Annotated in this window: 18 protein-coding genes; 12 read left to right on the plus strand and 6 right to left on the minus strand. The window is 71.0% G+C overall.

Going from position 1 to position 13,594, the window contains the following annotated elements; all coding sequences use genetic code 11:
• Window positions 1–37: 37 nt before the first annotated feature.
• Genes LWP59_RS06870 through LWP59_RS06880 form a run of 3 tightly spaced genes read right to left on the minus strand, consistent with a single transcriptional unit; the run spans window position 38 to window position 2,570 of the window.
• On the minus strand, window positions 38–697 hold the full coding sequence (locus tag LWP59_RS06870; RefSeq protein WP_144640104.1) for a bifunctional 4-hydroxy-2-oxoglutarate aldolase/2-dehydro-3-deoxy-phosphogluconate aldolase: 660 nt from the start codon (window positions 695–697) through the stop codon (window positions 38–40).
• Window positions 697–1,266, minus strand: a complete 570-nt coding sequence (locus LWP59_RS06875) for a nicotinamidase (protein ID WP_144640101.1) — start codon at window positions 1,264–1,266, stop codon at window positions 697–699. The genes LWP59_RS06870 and LWP59_RS06875 overlap by 1 nt, the downstream gene beginning before the upstream one ends.
• Window positions 1,263–2,570, minus strand: a complete 1,308-nt coding sequence (locus LWP59_RS06880; RefSeq protein WP_144640098.1) for a nicotinate phosphoribosyltransferase — start codon at window positions 2,568–2,570, stop codon at window positions 1,263–1,265. The genes LWP59_RS06875 and LWP59_RS06880 overlap by 4 nt, the downstream gene beginning before the upstream one ends.
• A gap of 96 nt (window positions 2,571–2,666) precedes the next feature.
• Here LWP59_RS06880 and clpS point away from each other — a divergent pair, with 96 nt between their 5' ends.
• The 6 genes from clpS to LWP59_RS06910 are packed head-to-tail and all read left to right on the plus strand — an operon-like array spanning window position 2,667 to window position 6,268.
• Window positions 2,667–2,963, plus strand: a complete 297-nt coding sequence (gene clpS, locus LWP59_RS06885; RefSeq protein WP_144640095.1) for an ATP-dependent Clp protease adapter ClpS — start codon at window positions 2,667–2,669, stop codon at window positions 2,961–2,963.
• The gene (locus LWP59_RS06890) at window positions 2,960–3,517 is read left to right on the plus strand and encodes a DUF2017 domain-containing protein (protein WP_144640092.1); all 558 of its coding nucleotides are present in this window, start codon (window positions 2,960–2,962) and stop codon (window positions 3,515–3,517) included. The genes clpS and LWP59_RS06890 overlap by 4 nt, the downstream gene beginning before the upstream one ends.
• Complete coding sequence (locus LWP59_RS06895; RefSeq protein WP_144640089.1) at window positions 3,514–4,509, plus strand: P1 family peptidase; 996 nt, start codon at window positions 3,514–3,516, stop codon at window positions 4,507–4,509. Before LWP59_RS06890 ends, LWP59_RS06895 begins: the two co-directional genes overlap by 4 nt.
• A 59-nt stretch (window positions 4,510–4,568) precedes the next feature.
• Window positions 4,569–4,982, plus strand: a complete 414-nt coding sequence (locus LWP59_RS06900; RefSeq protein WP_144640086.1) for a Mov34/MPN/PAD-1 family protein — start codon at window positions 4,569–4,571, stop codon at window positions 4,980–4,982.
• A 52-nt stretch (window positions 4,983–5,034) separates the two neighbouring features.
• Window positions 5,035–5,313 (plus strand): MoaD/ThiS family protein, encoded by a 279-nt coding sequence (locus tag LWP59_RS06905; RefSeq protein ID WP_144640082.1) that lies wholly within the window; start codon window positions 5,035–5,037, stop codon window positions 5,311–5,313.
• Window positions 5,314–5,317: 4 nt separating this feature from the next.
• Window positions 5,318–6,268, plus strand: coding sequence for a PLP-dependent cysteine synthase family protein (locus LWP59_RS06910; RefSeq protein WP_144640079.1), 951 nt, complete (start codon window positions 5,318–5,320; stop codon window positions 6,266–6,268).
• A 491-nt stretch (window positions 6,269–6,759) separates the two neighbouring features.
• On the opposite strand, the gene LWP59_RS06915 is transcribed toward LWP59_RS06910, so the two are convergent.
• Window positions 6,760–7,125 (minus strand): group I truncated hemoglobin, encoded by a 366-nt coding sequence (locus tag LWP59_RS06915; protein ID WP_144640284.1) that lies wholly within the window; start codon window positions 7,123–7,125, stop codon window positions 6,760–6,762.
• 170 nt (window positions 7,126–7,295) lie between these two features.
• Between LWP59_RS06915 and LWP59_RS06920 the strand changes: the two genes are divergently transcribed.
• Genes LWP59_RS06920 through rdgB form a run of 5 tightly spaced genes read left to right on the plus strand, consistent with a single transcriptional unit; the run spans window position 7,296 to window position 10,908 of the window.
• Window positions 7,296–7,928 (plus strand): rhomboid family intramembrane serine protease, encoded by a 633-nt coding sequence (locus LWP59_RS06920; protein ID WP_144640076.1) that lies wholly within the window; start codon window positions 7,296–7,298, stop codon window positions 7,926–7,928.
• Complete coding sequence (gene murI, locus LWP59_RS06925) at window positions 7,925–8,725, plus strand: glutamate racemase (protein WP_144640073.1); 801 nt, start codon at window positions 7,925–7,927, stop codon at window positions 8,723–8,725. The genes LWP59_RS06920 and murI overlap by 4 nt, the downstream gene beginning before the upstream one ends.
• 18 nt (window positions 8,726–8,743) lie before the next feature.
• On the plus strand, window positions 8,744–9,511 hold the full coding sequence (locus LWP59_RS06930) for an MBL fold metallo-hydrolase (protein WP_144640070.1): 768 nt from the start codon (window positions 8,744–8,746) through the stop codon (window positions 9,509–9,511).
• A 21-nt stretch (window positions 9,512–9,532) separates the two neighbouring features.
• A complete protein-coding gene (gene rph / locus LWP59_RS06935; protein WP_144640066.1) occupies window positions 9,533–10,312 on the plus strand; it encodes a ribonuclease PH in 780 nt (259 codons plus the stop codon).
• A complete protein-coding gene (gene rdgB / locus LWP59_RS06940; protein WP_144640063.1) occupies window positions 10,309–10,908 on the plus strand; it encodes an RdgB/HAM1 family non-canonical purine NTP pyrophosphatase in 600 nt (199 codons plus the stop codon). Before rph ends, rdgB begins: the two co-directional genes overlap by 4 nt.
• Here rdgB and LWP59_RS06945 read toward each other — a convergent pair.
• Both LWP59_RS06945 and LWP59_RS06950 read right to left on the minus strand, forming a co-directional pair.
• A complete protein-coding gene (locus LWP59_RS06945; RefSeq protein WP_229857828.1) occupies window positions 10,905–11,102 on the minus strand; it encodes a LamB/YcsF family protein in 198 nt (65 codons plus the stop codon). The two genes, rdgB and LWP59_RS06945, sit on opposite strands and share 4 nt — an antisense overlap.
• Before the next feature lie 273 nt (window positions 11,103–11,375).
• On the minus strand, window positions 11,376–12,677 hold the full coding sequence (locus LWP59_RS06950) for an MFS transporter (RefSeq protein ID WP_144640060.1): 1,302 nt from the start codon (window positions 12,675–12,677) through the stop codon (window positions 11,376–11,378).
• A 170-nt stretch (window positions 12,678–12,847) separates the two neighbouring features.
• On the opposite strand from LWP59_RS06950, the gene LWP59_RS06955 reads away from it, so the two are divergent.
• Window positions 12,848–13,555 carry a GntR family transcriptional regulator gene (locus LWP59_RS06955; RefSeq protein WP_144640057.1) on the plus strand — a complete coding sequence of 236 codons (708 nt, stop codon included), beginning with the start codon at window positions 12,848–12,850 and terminating at the stop codon, window positions 13,553–13,555.
• Window positions 13,556–13,594 lie beyond the last annotated feature (39 nt).

A 13,594-nucleotide genomic window follows, 5' to 3' on the forward strand; every position in this document is an offset into this window, starting at 1 on the left:
CGCCCGGCAGGGTCCCGCGGGGCCCTGCCGGGCACCGCTAGACGAACTTGCCCGCCAGCGAGGCCAGGTCGGACGCGCGCCGGGCGAGCTCGTCGAGCCGGCGGCCGCAGACGGCGTCGCCGATCAGCGGGGACGCGGCGGCCACCGCGAACGCGCCCGCGCCCAGGTACGCCTCGACCTCGGGCAGCGCGACGCCACCGGTCGGCACCAGCGGGATCTCGGGCAGCGGCGCGCGCACGGCCCGCAGGTACTCCACCCCGCCCACCGGCCCGATCGGGAACACCTTCACCACCGCGGCACCGCGCCGCCACGCGGCGTCGATCTCGGTCGGTGTCAGGGCGCCGCACACCACCGGCAGGCTGTACTGCTGCGCCCGGTCCAGCACGTCGGCCGAGAACGTCGGCGTGACCAGGAAGTCCACCCCCGCCGACGCGCAGTTGTCCACATCGGACACCGTGCGGACGCTGCCCGCGCCGACCATCGTGTCCGGCCCGAGCTCGACCTGCATCTGCGCGATGGCGTCGAGCGCGCCCGGCGTCGTCAGCGCCGCCTCGATCACCCGGATCCCGGAGTCGTAGAGCACCTGCGCGACATCGGCGAAGTACTCGGTGTCCTCCGCGCGCAGGATCGCGATCACCTTGCTCGCCGCGAGCCGCTCGCGGAAGCGGATGTTGTGCTTCTTCAGCGTCGCGCGCATCAGCCCACCCGAGGGGTTCCGGTGAGCTCGACACCAGCCGAGCCCAAGTCTGCCAAGGCCTTGTCGACCGTCTCGTGGGCGACGCCCGCCGTGAGGTCGAGCAGCACGCGCACGGAGAAGCCTGCTCTCGCGGCGTCGAGCGAGGTCGCGCGGACGCAGTGGTCCGTTGCGATGCCCACCACGTCGACGTTCGTCACCTCGTGCGCCCGCAGCCAGTCGGCAAGGCCCTCGCCGGACTCGGTGTGCCCTTCGAAGCCCGAGTAGCCGTCGCTGTACTGGCCCTTGGAGAACACCGTCGAGATCGGACCGACGTCCAGCGCGGGATGGAAGGACGCGCCCGCGGTGCCCGCTTCGCAGTGCCGCGGCCAAGTGCGCACGTAGTCGGGCTCCTCGCTGAAGTGCGCGCCCGGGTCGATGTGGTAGTCACGAGTCGCGACGACGTGGTCGTAGCCGCCCGCCGCGAGGTGCTCGGTGATCTTCGACGCCGTGTCCGCGCCGCCCGCGACGGCGAGCGAGCCGCCTTCGCAGAAGTCGTTCTGCACGTCCACCACGATGAGTGCGTTGCTCATTTCCCCTCCTCGACGAACACGGTCGGGATCGCGGGCTCGCCGCGGGACAGCTTCAGGCCCTCCCACGGCAGGCTGATCAGGCAGTACCGCAGCCGCTCGCGCGCGTCGTCGAGACCGGGCACGTCGTCCACCGGCTGTCCGGCGCTCATCAGCGGGATCTGCAGCGGCCGGTCGTACTGGCCCAGCTCGACCTGGGCCTTCGTCGGGTAGACGACCTCCTCGAGCGCGGTACCGGTCGGCTTGTGCCGTCGCAGCGCGGTTTTCTGCCCGCCGCGGGAAGCCTTGTTCTCGCTGCGCTTCGCGACCGGACGGCCGTCGACCTCGACCAGCTTGTAGACCATGCCCGCGGTCGGCGCGCCCGAGCCGGTGACCACCGAGGTGCCGACCCCGTAGGCGTCCACCGGTTCCGCGCGCAGTGACGCGATCGCGTACTCGTCGAGGTCGCCGGAGACGACGATGCGGGTGTCGCGCGCGCCGAGCGAGTCGAGCTGCTCGCGGGCCTTGCGCGCCAGGACACCGACGTCACCGGAGTCGATCCGGATCGCACCCAGCTCGGGCCCGGCGACGTGGACGGCCGTCTCGATGCCCTTCGTGATGTCGTAGGTGTCCACCAGCAGGGTGGTGTCCGTGCCCATCTTCTCGATCTGCGCGCGGAAGGCGTCCTCCTCGCTGTCGTGCAGCAACATGAACGCGTGCGCGACGGTCCCGCGGGTCGGGATGCCGTAGCGGCGCCCAGCCTCGAGGTTCGACGTGGCGGCGAACCCGGCGAGGTAGGCGGACCGCGCGGCCGCGACGGCCGAGTACTCCTGCGTGCGGCGGCTGCCCATCTCGATGATCGGCCTGCCGTGCGCGGCGGCGGACATCCGCGCGGCGGCCGAGGCGATCGCGCTGTCGTGGTTGAGGATCGACAGCACCAGCGTCTCCAGCAGGACGGCTTCGTTGAAGCTGCCGCGGACCGTCAGCACGGGGGAGCCGGGGAAGTACAGCTCGCCCTCGGGGTAGCCCTCGATGTCGCCGGTGAACTCGTAATCGGCCAGCCACGCGAGCGTCTCGTCGTCGACGACCCCGGTCGAGCCGAGCTGGGCGATTTCGGCGTCGGTGAACCGGAAGTCCGCGATCGCGTCGATGACGCGGCCGGTGCCGGCGACCACCCCGTAGCGACGGCCGTCGGGCAGCCGGCGGGCGAACACCTCGAACACGCACGGCCGGTCGCCCGTCCCGTCGGCCAGCGCACTGCCCAGCATCGTCAGTTCGTAGTGGTCGGTGAGCAGTGCTGTGCTGCCCTGAGTCTCGGGAGACGACATGTGGTCAGGCTATTAGGTAGTTGCCTCGCACACCTCATCACCCGAACGGACGGACCGCCCGGCCACGAGATGCCGCTTCCGTGACAACATGTCGGTATGACCACGCCTGTCGATGCCGAACAGACGCGGGTTGAGCCAGCCGGGGCCGAACTGGTCGCCGAGGACAGACCGTGGCAGACCGTCGTCTGGAACGACCCGGTCAACCTGATGTCGTACGTGACGTACGTGTTCCAGAAGCTGTTCGGGTACAGCCGGGACCACGCCACGAAGCTGATGCTGGACGTGCACCACAAGGGCCGGGCCATCGTGTCGTCCGGTTCCAAGGACAAGGTCGAAGGCGACGTCACCAAACTCCACGCCGCGGGGCTGTGGGCGACGATGGAGCAGCCGTGAAGGCATGGAAGCGCAAGGGCGGCCAGGTGCTCGCCGGGTTCGAGCAGCAGGAGGCCGCCGTGTTGCGCGGGCTGGTGAGCCAGCTCGAGGACATGCTGCAGGCGCGCGCGGAGGAGACCCCGCAGGACCCGCTGGCGGAGCTGACCGGCATCAAGACCGGGCCCTCCGAGTCGCCCGACGACCCGGTGCTGTCGCGGCTGCTGCCCGACTACCACAAGCTCGACCCGGACAACCCGACCAAGGAGGACCTCGACTCGGCGGGCGCGCTGCGGTCGATCCACGAGCCCGAGCTCCTCGATGCCAAGGTCGGCGTGGCGCAGGTCGTGATGGAGACGCTGCCGCGCGACGGCGGCAACGTGCGGCTCACCGTCGAGCAGGCGGACGCGTGGCTGTCCGCGATCAACGACGTGCGGCTCGCGCTGGGCACCGCGCTCGACGTCTCCGAGGACATGCCCGACGAGCTGCCCGAGGACGACCCGCGGTCCCCGCACCTCGGCGTCTACCACTGGCTCACCTACGTGCAGGAGAGCCTCGTCGACGCGCTGACCGCGTGATCACCGACGTGCCGGGCGTGCTCGTCGGCCACCACGAGCGGATCGAGCCCGGCTGGGCGACCGGCACGACGGTGGTCCTCGTGCCCGACGGCGCGACCGGGGCGGTCGACCAGCGCGGCGGCGCGCCCGGGACGCGCGAGACGAACCTGCTGGAGCCGGAGAACCTGGTGCAGCGGGTGAACGCGATCTGCCTGTCGGGCGGGAGCGCGTACGGCCTCGCCGCGGCCGACGGCGTGATGCGGTGGCTGAGCGAGCGCCACCACGGCTTTCCCGTCGGGGGGCAGCCGCACGAGGTGGTGCCGATCGTGCCGGCGGCGGTGATCTTCGACCTGCCACGCAGTGAGTGGGGCAACCGGCCGGACGCGTCCTTCGGGTACGCGGCCTGCGAAGCGGCCACCGCCGGCCCGGTCGCGCAGGGCACCGTCGGCGCGGGCTCGGGTGCGGTCGCCGGCTCGCTCAAGGGCGGGGTCGGCAGCGTGAGCGAGGTCGTCTACGGCTGCACGGTGGGGGCGCTCGCGGTGGTCAACGCTGCCGGTGAAGCGGTCTCGGCGGGCACGGGTGTGCCGTTCGCCGCGGACCACGAGGTCGGCGGGGAGTTCGGGGTGCGCTGGCCCGCGCGGGCGGTGTCCCTGCCGCTCGCGCCGACCGACCTGAACACGACGGTCGGCGTGGTGGCGGTCGACGCGGCCCTGTCGAAGGCGGAGTGCCGGCGGCTCGCCGTCGCCGCCCAGGACGGCCTGGCGCGCGCGGTCCGCCCGGCGCACACGATGTTCGACGGGGACACGGTGTTCGCCCTGGCCACGGGTGCGCGTGAGCTGCCCGCGGGTAGCGGTCCCTTCGGCGAAGCCCCCCGCGCGGCGGCGCTGGACGCGCTCTGTTCGGCCGCGGCGCGGGTCTTCGCCCGCGCCATGGTGCACGGCCTGCTGTCCGCCGAGACGGCCGCGGGCGTCCCCGCCTACCGGGACGTGTGGCCGGAGGCGTTCGCCCGGTAACAGCCCGTGCTGAGTCTCACTCTGTGAACACCCGGTGTCCGGCCCGTAAGATGACGGGCGTGCTTCGGATCCGCCGTGAACTGGTTGACGAGATCGTCGCGCACGCGCGCCGGGACCACCCGGACGAGGCGTGCGGCGTGATCGCGGGCCCCGAGGGCTCCGACCGGCCCGTCCGGTTCATCCCGATGCTCAACGCCGCGCGCTCGCCCACGTTCTACGAGTTCGACTCGGCCGACCTGCTCAAGCTGTACCGCGAGATGGACGCGAACGACGAGGTCCCCGTCGTGGTCTACCACTCGCACACCGCCACCGAGGCCTACCCGTCGCGCACCGACGTGTCCTACGCCTCGGAACCGGACGCGCACTACGTGCTGGTCTCCACGAGAGACCCCCAAGAGCACGAGTTCCGCTCGTACCGGATCGTCGACGGCGTGATCACCGAGGAGCCCGTCGAGGTCGTCGACGCGGAATAACGCGAACGTCCCCAACGTCTGCCCTAGAGAACCCAAGCGGAGGTAGTGAACAATGGCCGTGACCGTGTCCATCCCGACCATCCTGCGTACGCACACCGGCGGCGAGAAGGCCGTCGAGGCGTCCGGCAAGACGGTGCTCGAGGTGATCGACGACGTCGAGTCCCGGCACGGCGGCCTCAAGGCCCGCCTGATCAAAGAGGACAAGCTGCACCGGTTCGTGAACGTCTACGTCAACGACGAGGACGTCCGCTTCGCGGGTGGGCTCGACGCCGAGGTCAAGGACGGCGACACCGTGACGATCCTGCCCGCCGTCGCCGGCGGCGCGCGCTGAGCTGATGGCTCGCTTCGACTCGCTGATCGACGCCCTCGGCGGCACGCCGCTGGTGGGCCTCCCGCGGCTGTCCCCGACGCACGACGTGCGACTGTGGGCCAAGCTGGAGGACCGCAACCCGACCGGCTCGATCAAGGACCGTCCCGCGCTGGCCATGATCGAGGCCGCCGAGCGCGAGGGCAGGCTCCGCCGGGGCTCGACCATCCTGGAGCCGACCTCGGGGAACACCGGCATCTCGCTGGCCATGGCCGCGAAGCTCAAGGGCTACGGGCTGGTGTGCGTGATGCCGGAGAACACCTCCGCCGAGCGCAAGCAGCTGCTGCAGGCCTACGGCGCCCGCATCGTGTTCTCGCCCGCCGCGGGTGGCTCGAACGAGGCCGTGCGCCGGGCGAAGGAGCTGGCGGAGCAGAACCCGGAATGGGTGATGCTCTACCAGTACGGCAACCCCGCGAACGCGGACTCGCACTACCGGAGCACCGGCCCGGAGATCCTCAAGGACCTGCCGACGGTGACCCACTTCGTCGGCGGTCTCGGCACGACGGGCACGCTCGTCGGGGTGGGCCGGTACCTGCACGAGCAGAAGCCGGACGTGCAGATCATCGCGGCCGAGCCGCGGTACGGCGAGCTCGTGTACGGCCTGCGCAACCTCGACGAGGGCTTCGTGCCGGAGCTGTACGACCCGAGCGTGCTCAACGGCCGGTACTCGGTGGGCGCGTACGACGCGTTGCGCCGGACCCGTGAGCTGCTGGAGCACGAAGGCATCTTCGCGGGCATCTCGACCGGTGCGGTCCTGCACGCGGCGCTTGCTGTCGCGGAGAAGGCCGCCGCGAAGGGCGAGCCCGCGGACGTGGCCTTCGTCGTCGCGGATGCCGGCTGGAAGTACCTGTCGACGGGCGCGTACAGCGGCACGCTGGACGAGGCGGCGGCAAGGTTGGACGGCGAGCTCTGGGCCTGAGCGCCAGGTCGGGCAGGCGGGCGGTAGGGGCTCAGCCGGGAACGGGCTTGGCCTGAGGTGGCGTAGCGGGCTTTTTCTGGCTCGTCTCCGAGCCTGCCCGTCCGGCGAGGACTCTCTTGATCATTTCCCCTGCGCTTCGCGCGGGGTCGCGCGAAGCGCAAGGGCGTGCGCTGCGCGCGGGTGGCTGGGTACGCCCGTTCCACCCCGATCGCGGAGTGTTCAACGGTCGGCCCACCGCGTCAAGGCGGGAAAGATGCCTTGACCCGGCGTGCCGACCGCTGAAGGACGCGGGGATCGGGGTTAGGGCGCGGGCTGGGCGCGGGCATTCGTGGCTGCCGTTGCCGGGTTCGCCGTGCGTGGGTGGCTGGGCGTTGCCGGGTTCACCTTGGGTGGTGGTTGGGCGTTGCCGGGTTCACCTTGGGCGGTGGGTGAGAGCTGTCGGGTTTACCGGGCAGGTGGGTCGCCGCGACTGGTAACCACTGCCCCCGAACCTAAGCCGCGCTGGTCGAGACGATGTCGTCGGCCAGGGGGGCGATCGCGCCGATGATCGTGTCCACCGTTTCCTGGGGGACGCCCGCTCCGCTCAGGGCGTCGATCAGGTGCTTGGCCACCAGATCGAAGTGCCGCTGCGCGATGCCGCGACCCCGGTGGACCTCCTTCATCGACCGCCCCCGGTATTCGTCCGGGCCGCCCAGCGCGGCGGCGAAGAACTCGACCTGCATGCCCTTCAAGCGTGGCATGTTGGTGCCCTTGAAGAACACCGCGAGTTCCGGGTCCGCCAGCACCCGGTCGTAGAAGTCGTCGACGACCGCGATCAGTGCTTCCTGACCGCCGATCTGCTCGTAGATGCTGGTCACGATGTCCTCCGGCTCCATGGTGGGAATGCCCGACCAGACAATCGAGCCGCTGTTTCCGTCAGGTAAGCGTGGCGTCAACGCCCAGCAACCGAAAGCTCACCCCGGGTCGCCGTTGAATTCAGGGTTTTCACCCGAGGTCGTCCCGGCCACGGCTCATTACCGTCGAAGGCATGAGCACCTTGCCTGCCCCCACGGACCCCGCCAAGCGGATCCTGCCGGTCAAATACAAGTCGGCGGGCATCGTCGTGCTCGCCTTCACCGTGCTGATGTACCTGGTCGAGCTCGTCGACACCGGGTTGCACCACCGGCTCGACAGCGAGGGCGTCGTGCCGAGAACGCTGTCCGGGCTCGACGGCGTCGTATGGGCGCCGCTGCTGCACGGTAGCTGGGCGCACCTGTTCAGCAACACCATCCCCGTACTGCTGTTCGGCTTCCTCGCGATGGCGTCCGGGCTCACCAGGTGGATCGCGGTGACCGCACTCATCTGGGTGGTCAGCGGCCTGGGCGTCTGGCTCACCGCCGGCAGCGGCACGTCCACGATCGGCGCCTCCGGTCTCGCCTTCGGCTGGCTCGCGTACCTGCTGGTCCGCGGCCTGTTCAACCGCTCGTTCGGGCAACTGGCCGTCGCCGCGGGGCTGCTGCTCATCTGGGGCGGCACCCTCTGGGGCCTGCTACCCGGCAACCCGGGCATCTCCTGGCAGGCGCACGTCTTCGGCGCACTCGGCGGGATCGTGGCGGCGTGGCTCGCCGCGAGTGCCGACCGGGCGAAGGCACGAAAGGCCGCTAGTAACCTGCAAGTGTGATCACTCGCGAAGGTCCGATCGGTGTTTTCGACTCCGGCGTCGGCGGGTTGACCGTCGCCCGCGCGATCCTCGAACAGCTTCCGCACGAGCAGCTCCGCTACGTCGGCGACACCGCGCACAACCCCTACGGGCCGCTGCCCATCGCCCGGGCCCGCGAGCTGACGCTGGCCGCGCTGGACGAGCTGGTCGCCGGGGGAGTCAAAGCCCTCGTGATCGCGTGCAACACCGCTTCGGCCGCGTGCCTGCGCGACGCACGCGAGCGCTACGACGTGCCGGTCATCGAGGTCGTGCTGCCCGCCGTGCGACGGGCCGTCACGGCGACGCACTCCGGCCGCATCGGCGTGATCGGCACCGAGGGCACCGTCCGATCCCGCGCGTACGACGACGCCTTCGCCGCCGCCCGCGACGTCACGGTCACGAGTGTCGCCTGCCCGCGCTTCGTCGACTTCGTCGAGCGCGGGATCACCTCCGGGCGCCAGATACTCGGCCTGGCGCAGGGATATCTGGAACCGTTGCTGCGCGCGGAGGTCGACACGCTCGTGCTCGGCTGCACGCACTACCCGCTGCTCGGCGGCGTGCTGCAGATCGTCATGGGGCCCGACGTCACGCTCGTGTCCAGCGCCGAGGAGACGGCCAAGGACGTGGTGCGCGTGCTGACCGAACGGGACCTGCTGACCGAACGCGAGGACAGCCCGCGGCACGAGTTCATCGCGACCGGGTCGCCCGAGCCGTTCGCGCGGCTGGCGCAGCGGTTCATGGGGTTCGCGCCCGACGTCCTTTCGCCCGCGACCCGCTGACGTGGCAGGGTGGCGCTCGTGCGACTGACGATTCTGGGCTGCTCGGGCAGCATCCCGGGCCCGGGCAAGGCCGCGTCGGGCTACCTCCTCGAGGCCGAGGGCTTCCTGCTGGGCCTGGAGCTCGGCAACGGCACCTTCGCCGAGCTGCAGGCGCGGCACGACCCGTTCGACCTCGGCGCGCTCGTGCTCTCGCACCTGCACCCCGACCACTGTGCGGACTTCGGCGCACTCACCGTGCTGCGCCGCTACCACCCGCACCCGCCCTTCGACGTCTCCGCGCGCCGGCTTCCCGTGCACGCGCCCGAGAACGCGCCGCTGCGGCTGGCGAAGGCATACGCGCCCAACGACGTCGAGCTCGCCGAAACAGACCTTTCGGACACCTACTCGTTTCACACCCTCAACGGGGACACTGCCCGGCTCGGGCCGTTCGAGCTGCGCGCGATCCCGGTGAACCATCCGACCGAGGCGTTCGGGCTGCGCGTCAGCCACGGCGGCCGGACGCTGGCCTACACCGGTGACACCGGGCCCTGCGACAGCCTCGACGAGCTCGCCCGTGGCGCCGACGTCCTGCTGGCGGAGGCGACCTGGACCGACTCGCCCGACCGGCCGCCGGGGGTGCACCTGTCCGGGAAGCAGGCCGGGGCCCTGGCCCGCCGGGCCGGTGCCGGGCGGCTGTTGCTGACGCACGTGGCGCCGTGGAGCGACCGCGCCGCGATCCTGGCCGAGGCCGAAGCCGAGTTCCCCGGCGCGGTGCTCGTCGAACAGGGTGGCAGGTACGAGGTGTGACGAGGGCTCTACTCTGCACTCGTGGCACGTAAAGACGGTAGGAACGACGACGAGCTCCGCGAGGTCAGGATCACCCGGGGGTTCCAGGACTGGCCGGCCGGCTCGGTGCTGATCGAGTTCGGCAAGACCCGGGTGCTGTGCGCGGCGAGCGCGACCGAGGGCGTCCCGCGCTGGCGGACGGGCTCCGGCCTCGGCTGGGTCACGGCGGAGTACGCCATGCTGCCCTCCGCCACCCACGACCGCGGCGACCGCGAGTCGGTCAAGGGCCGGATCGGCGGCCGCACGCACGAGATCAGCCGGCTCATCGGCCGTTCGCTGCGGGCCTGCATCGACCTGTCCGCGCTCGGGGAGAACACCATCCACCTCGACTGCGACGTCATCCAGGCCGACGGCGGCACCCGCACGGCCGCGATCACCGGCGGTTACGTCGCGCTGCACGACGCCGTCACCTGGCTCGCCGCGGCCGGCCGTCTCGCCGACCCGAAGCCGTTGTCGGCGATGGTGTCCGCGATCAGCGTCGGTGTCGTCGACGGGCGCGTGCGCCTGGACCTGCCCTACGAGGAGGACTCGCGCGCCGAGGTCGACCTGAACGTGGTGGCCACCGACGCGGGGACGCTCATCGAGGTGCAGGGCACCGGCGAGGGCGCCACCTTCACGCGGTCCACTTTGGACAAGATGCTGGACATGGCGCTGGCCGGCTGCGAGGAGCTGACCCGCAAGCAGACCGCCGCGCTCGAAGAGGCCTACCCCAGCGAGCTGCCCGAGCCGCGCACCGGCAAGAAGTCGAAGGGCTCGAAGTGACGCGGGTACTGCTGGCCACCCGCAACGCGAAGAAGCTCGGCGAGCTGCGCCGGATCCTCGAGGCCGAGGGCGTTTCGGGGGTCGAGGTGATCGGGCTCGCGGACGTCGAGGAGTTCGACGAGGCGCCGGAGACCGGGGCGACGTTCGAGGAGAACGCCCTCGCGAAGGCGCGGGACGCGGCGAAGGCGACCGGTCTGGTCTCGGTGGCCGACGACTCCGGTATCGCGGTCGACGCCCTCAACGGTATGCCCGGGGTCCTGTCCGCGCGGTGGGCGGGGCGGCACGGCGACGACCAGGCGAACCTGGAACTGGTGCTGGCGCAGACCTCCGACACGCCGGACGAGCGGATGGGCGCGGCGTTCGTGTGTGCCGCCGCGCTCGTCGTACCGGATGGCGAGGAGACCGTCGTGCGGGGTGAGTGGCGTGGCACGTTGACCCGGAAACCCCGTGGTGCCAACGGTTTCGGCTACGACCCGATCTTCGTGCCCGAGGGGGAGACCCGGACCTCCGCGGAGCTCGACCCGGCCGAGAAGGACGCCGTGTCGCACCGCGGCCGCGCGCTGCGCGCGTTGTTGCCGCAGCTGCGGGCCCTCTAGGCGAAGCTCCGCAGCTCGACGCCCACGGCGTCGAGCGCGGCGCGCACCGCGCTCGAGGTGTCCCCGCGCAGGTAGAGCGAGTCGGCCCGCAACGGGATGACGCTGCCGTCCACGGCGACGATCTCCCCTCGGGTGACAAGGCGGACGCAGCGCCAGGCGATCTCGTCGCGATCGGACAGCGGGTCTCCGCACATCGGCATCCCGTCGGGCCGGTACGCGCGGTCGGGAAACGGCGACCGTGGTGAGCCCGGTTTCCGTGGCGTGCCTGAGAAGCCGCGACCCCGTCCGGCCGAGCACGGGCAGTTTCGGGTCGTACTGCCAGATCGCCTCGACCACCGCCACCCCTCGCTTGACCGCCGCCTCGCACATCTCGCGCAGCGAGCGGGGGCGCCCGCCGCACGGCACGTCGGCGGCGGTGACGAGATGCAGCAGCGTGCGGTCGGCCGCGTCGCAGTTCAGGTCGGTCCTCATGGCCGTGCTCCCACCGGCTCCGGCGTTTCGCGCGCGACCCGGCTCAGCAGCACGCCGACGAGGGTGAGGACGCCGGTGAACGCCAGGTACAGCGCCACGACCACCCAGGTGCCGAACCCGGCGAGCAGTGCGGTGAACACCAGCGGCGCGACGGCACCGCCGACCACGCCGGCCAGGGTGTAGGCGAGCGAGCTCCCGGTGTAACGCAGCCGGGCGGAGAACTGCTCGGTGATCAGCGCCGCCTGCGGGCCGTAGAGCAGCGCGTGGATCGCCAGCGCGACCACGACGCCGACGATGATCACGGCGAACGAGCGCGTGCCGGCCAGCGGGAAGAACACGAACGGCCAGACGGCGGCGGCGATCGTGCCCACGAGGTACATGGTGCGCCGGCTCAGCCGGTCCGACAGCGCGCCGAAGGCGGGCATCAGGAACAGCTGGCAGGCCGAGCCGATCATCACCGCGATCGTGCCGTCGCTCTTGGGCATGTGCAGTTTCGTGGTCATGTACGTCAGCACGAAGACGGTGAACAAGGAGTAGAGAACGTCGGGGCAGATGCGCACGAGGATGCCGGTGACCAGGGCCCGTGGCTCCTCCCGGAGGACCTCCCGGACCGGCGCCTTCGGCCGTTCGCCACGGGCCGCGATCTCGCGGAACACCGGGGTCTCTTCCAGCCGCAGCCGCAACCACAGGCCGAACAGCACGAGCACGCCCGAAAGCAGGAACGCGATCCGCCAGCCCCAGGACTCGAACTGGGCGGTGGTCAGGATCAACGCGAGCAGGGGCAGCACGCCGTTGGCCAGCAGCGTGCCCGCGGGCGGGCCGATCTGAGCGGCCGAAGCCCAGAACCCCCGGCGCTTCGGATCGCCGAACTCGCTCGACAGCAGGACCGCGCCGCCCCACTCGCCGCCGACACCGACGCCCTGTGCGAAGCGCAGCAGCACCAGCAGAACGGCAGCGCCGCCGCCCAACGCGGCGTGCGTGGGCAGCACGCCGATGAGGAACGTCGCGATGCCCGTGAGCAGGAGGGTGAACACCAGGACCTGCTTGCGGCCCAGGATGTCGCCGAGGCGGCCGAACAGGAACCCGCCGAAGGGTCGCGACACGTAGCCGACGGCGTACGTGGAGAACGCCAGCATCGTTCCCGCCAGCTCGTCCGAGGAGGGGAAGAACAGCTTGCCGAGGATGGTCGCCGAGGCCACCGAGTAGACGGCGAAGTCGTAGTACTCGAGCGTCGTCCCGGACAGGCTCGCCGCGAACGCGCGCCGGAGGGACTTCCGGTCGGGAGGAGGTTCGGTCATCGCGGTATCCGATCAGGCGATTAGGGGAATCTCCTAAGCTAAGGATTGTTCAACGATCAGTCAATACTCTCGCTGGATCACATTCCAAGAGACGCCGAAGCACGTTGAACGAGTTTCCTTCCTGCTGGTTAACTGGCCGTTGCCACTCTCGTAATACCCCGGAGGCCGCTTTGCGCACCGACGCCCTAGCCCTGGATCCGATCGCCGGCCTGGAGGCGGATCGTTCCCTGCTCGGCCGGACGAGCACCGCCGAACGGCTCGCGGAGCTGCTCCGCACGCGGATCACGGAGGGGCACTTCCCGCCGGGGACGCGGTTGTCGGAGGAGGCCATCGGCGGGGCGCTCGGGGTCTCGCGCAACACGCTGCGTGAGGCGTTCCGGCTGCTCACGCACGAACGGTTGCTGGTGCACGAGCTCAACCGCGGGGTGTTCGTGCGGATGCTGGCGGTCGAGGACGTGGCGGATCTCTACCGGTTGCGCAAGATCGTGGAATGCTCGATCGTCCGGGAGGTCACGAGCCCGCCGGGGGAGCGGCTGGCCCCCCTGGAGGCGGCGGTCGAGGCGGGCGAGGACGCCGCCGAGCGGCAGGCGTGGCGCGAGCTGGGGACGGCGGACATCCGGTTCCACCAGGCCGTCGGCGGTCTCGCGGGCAGCCCGCGGGTGGACGACCTGATGCGTGGCCTGCTCGCGGAGCTGCGCCTGGTGTTCCACGTGATGGCCGACCCGCAACCGTTCCACGAGCCCTATCTGACAAGGAACCGGGAGATCGTCGCCGCGCTGCAGAAGGGCGACGGCGCGCAGGCGGAGCGGTTGCTGGGAGGTTACCTGGACGACGCGGAGCGGCAACTGGTGGAGGCCTACCGGAACAAGTCCCTTTAGGGCGGTCGGGGAGGCGGGGCGCAGCTGACCCCGGAGTTG

The organism is Amycolatopsis acidiphila, assembly GCF_021391495.1.
Classification (GTDB): domain Bacteria; phylum Actinomycetota; class Actinomycetes; order Mycobacteriales; family Pseudonocardiaceae; genus Amycolatopsis_E; species Amycolatopsis_E acidiphila.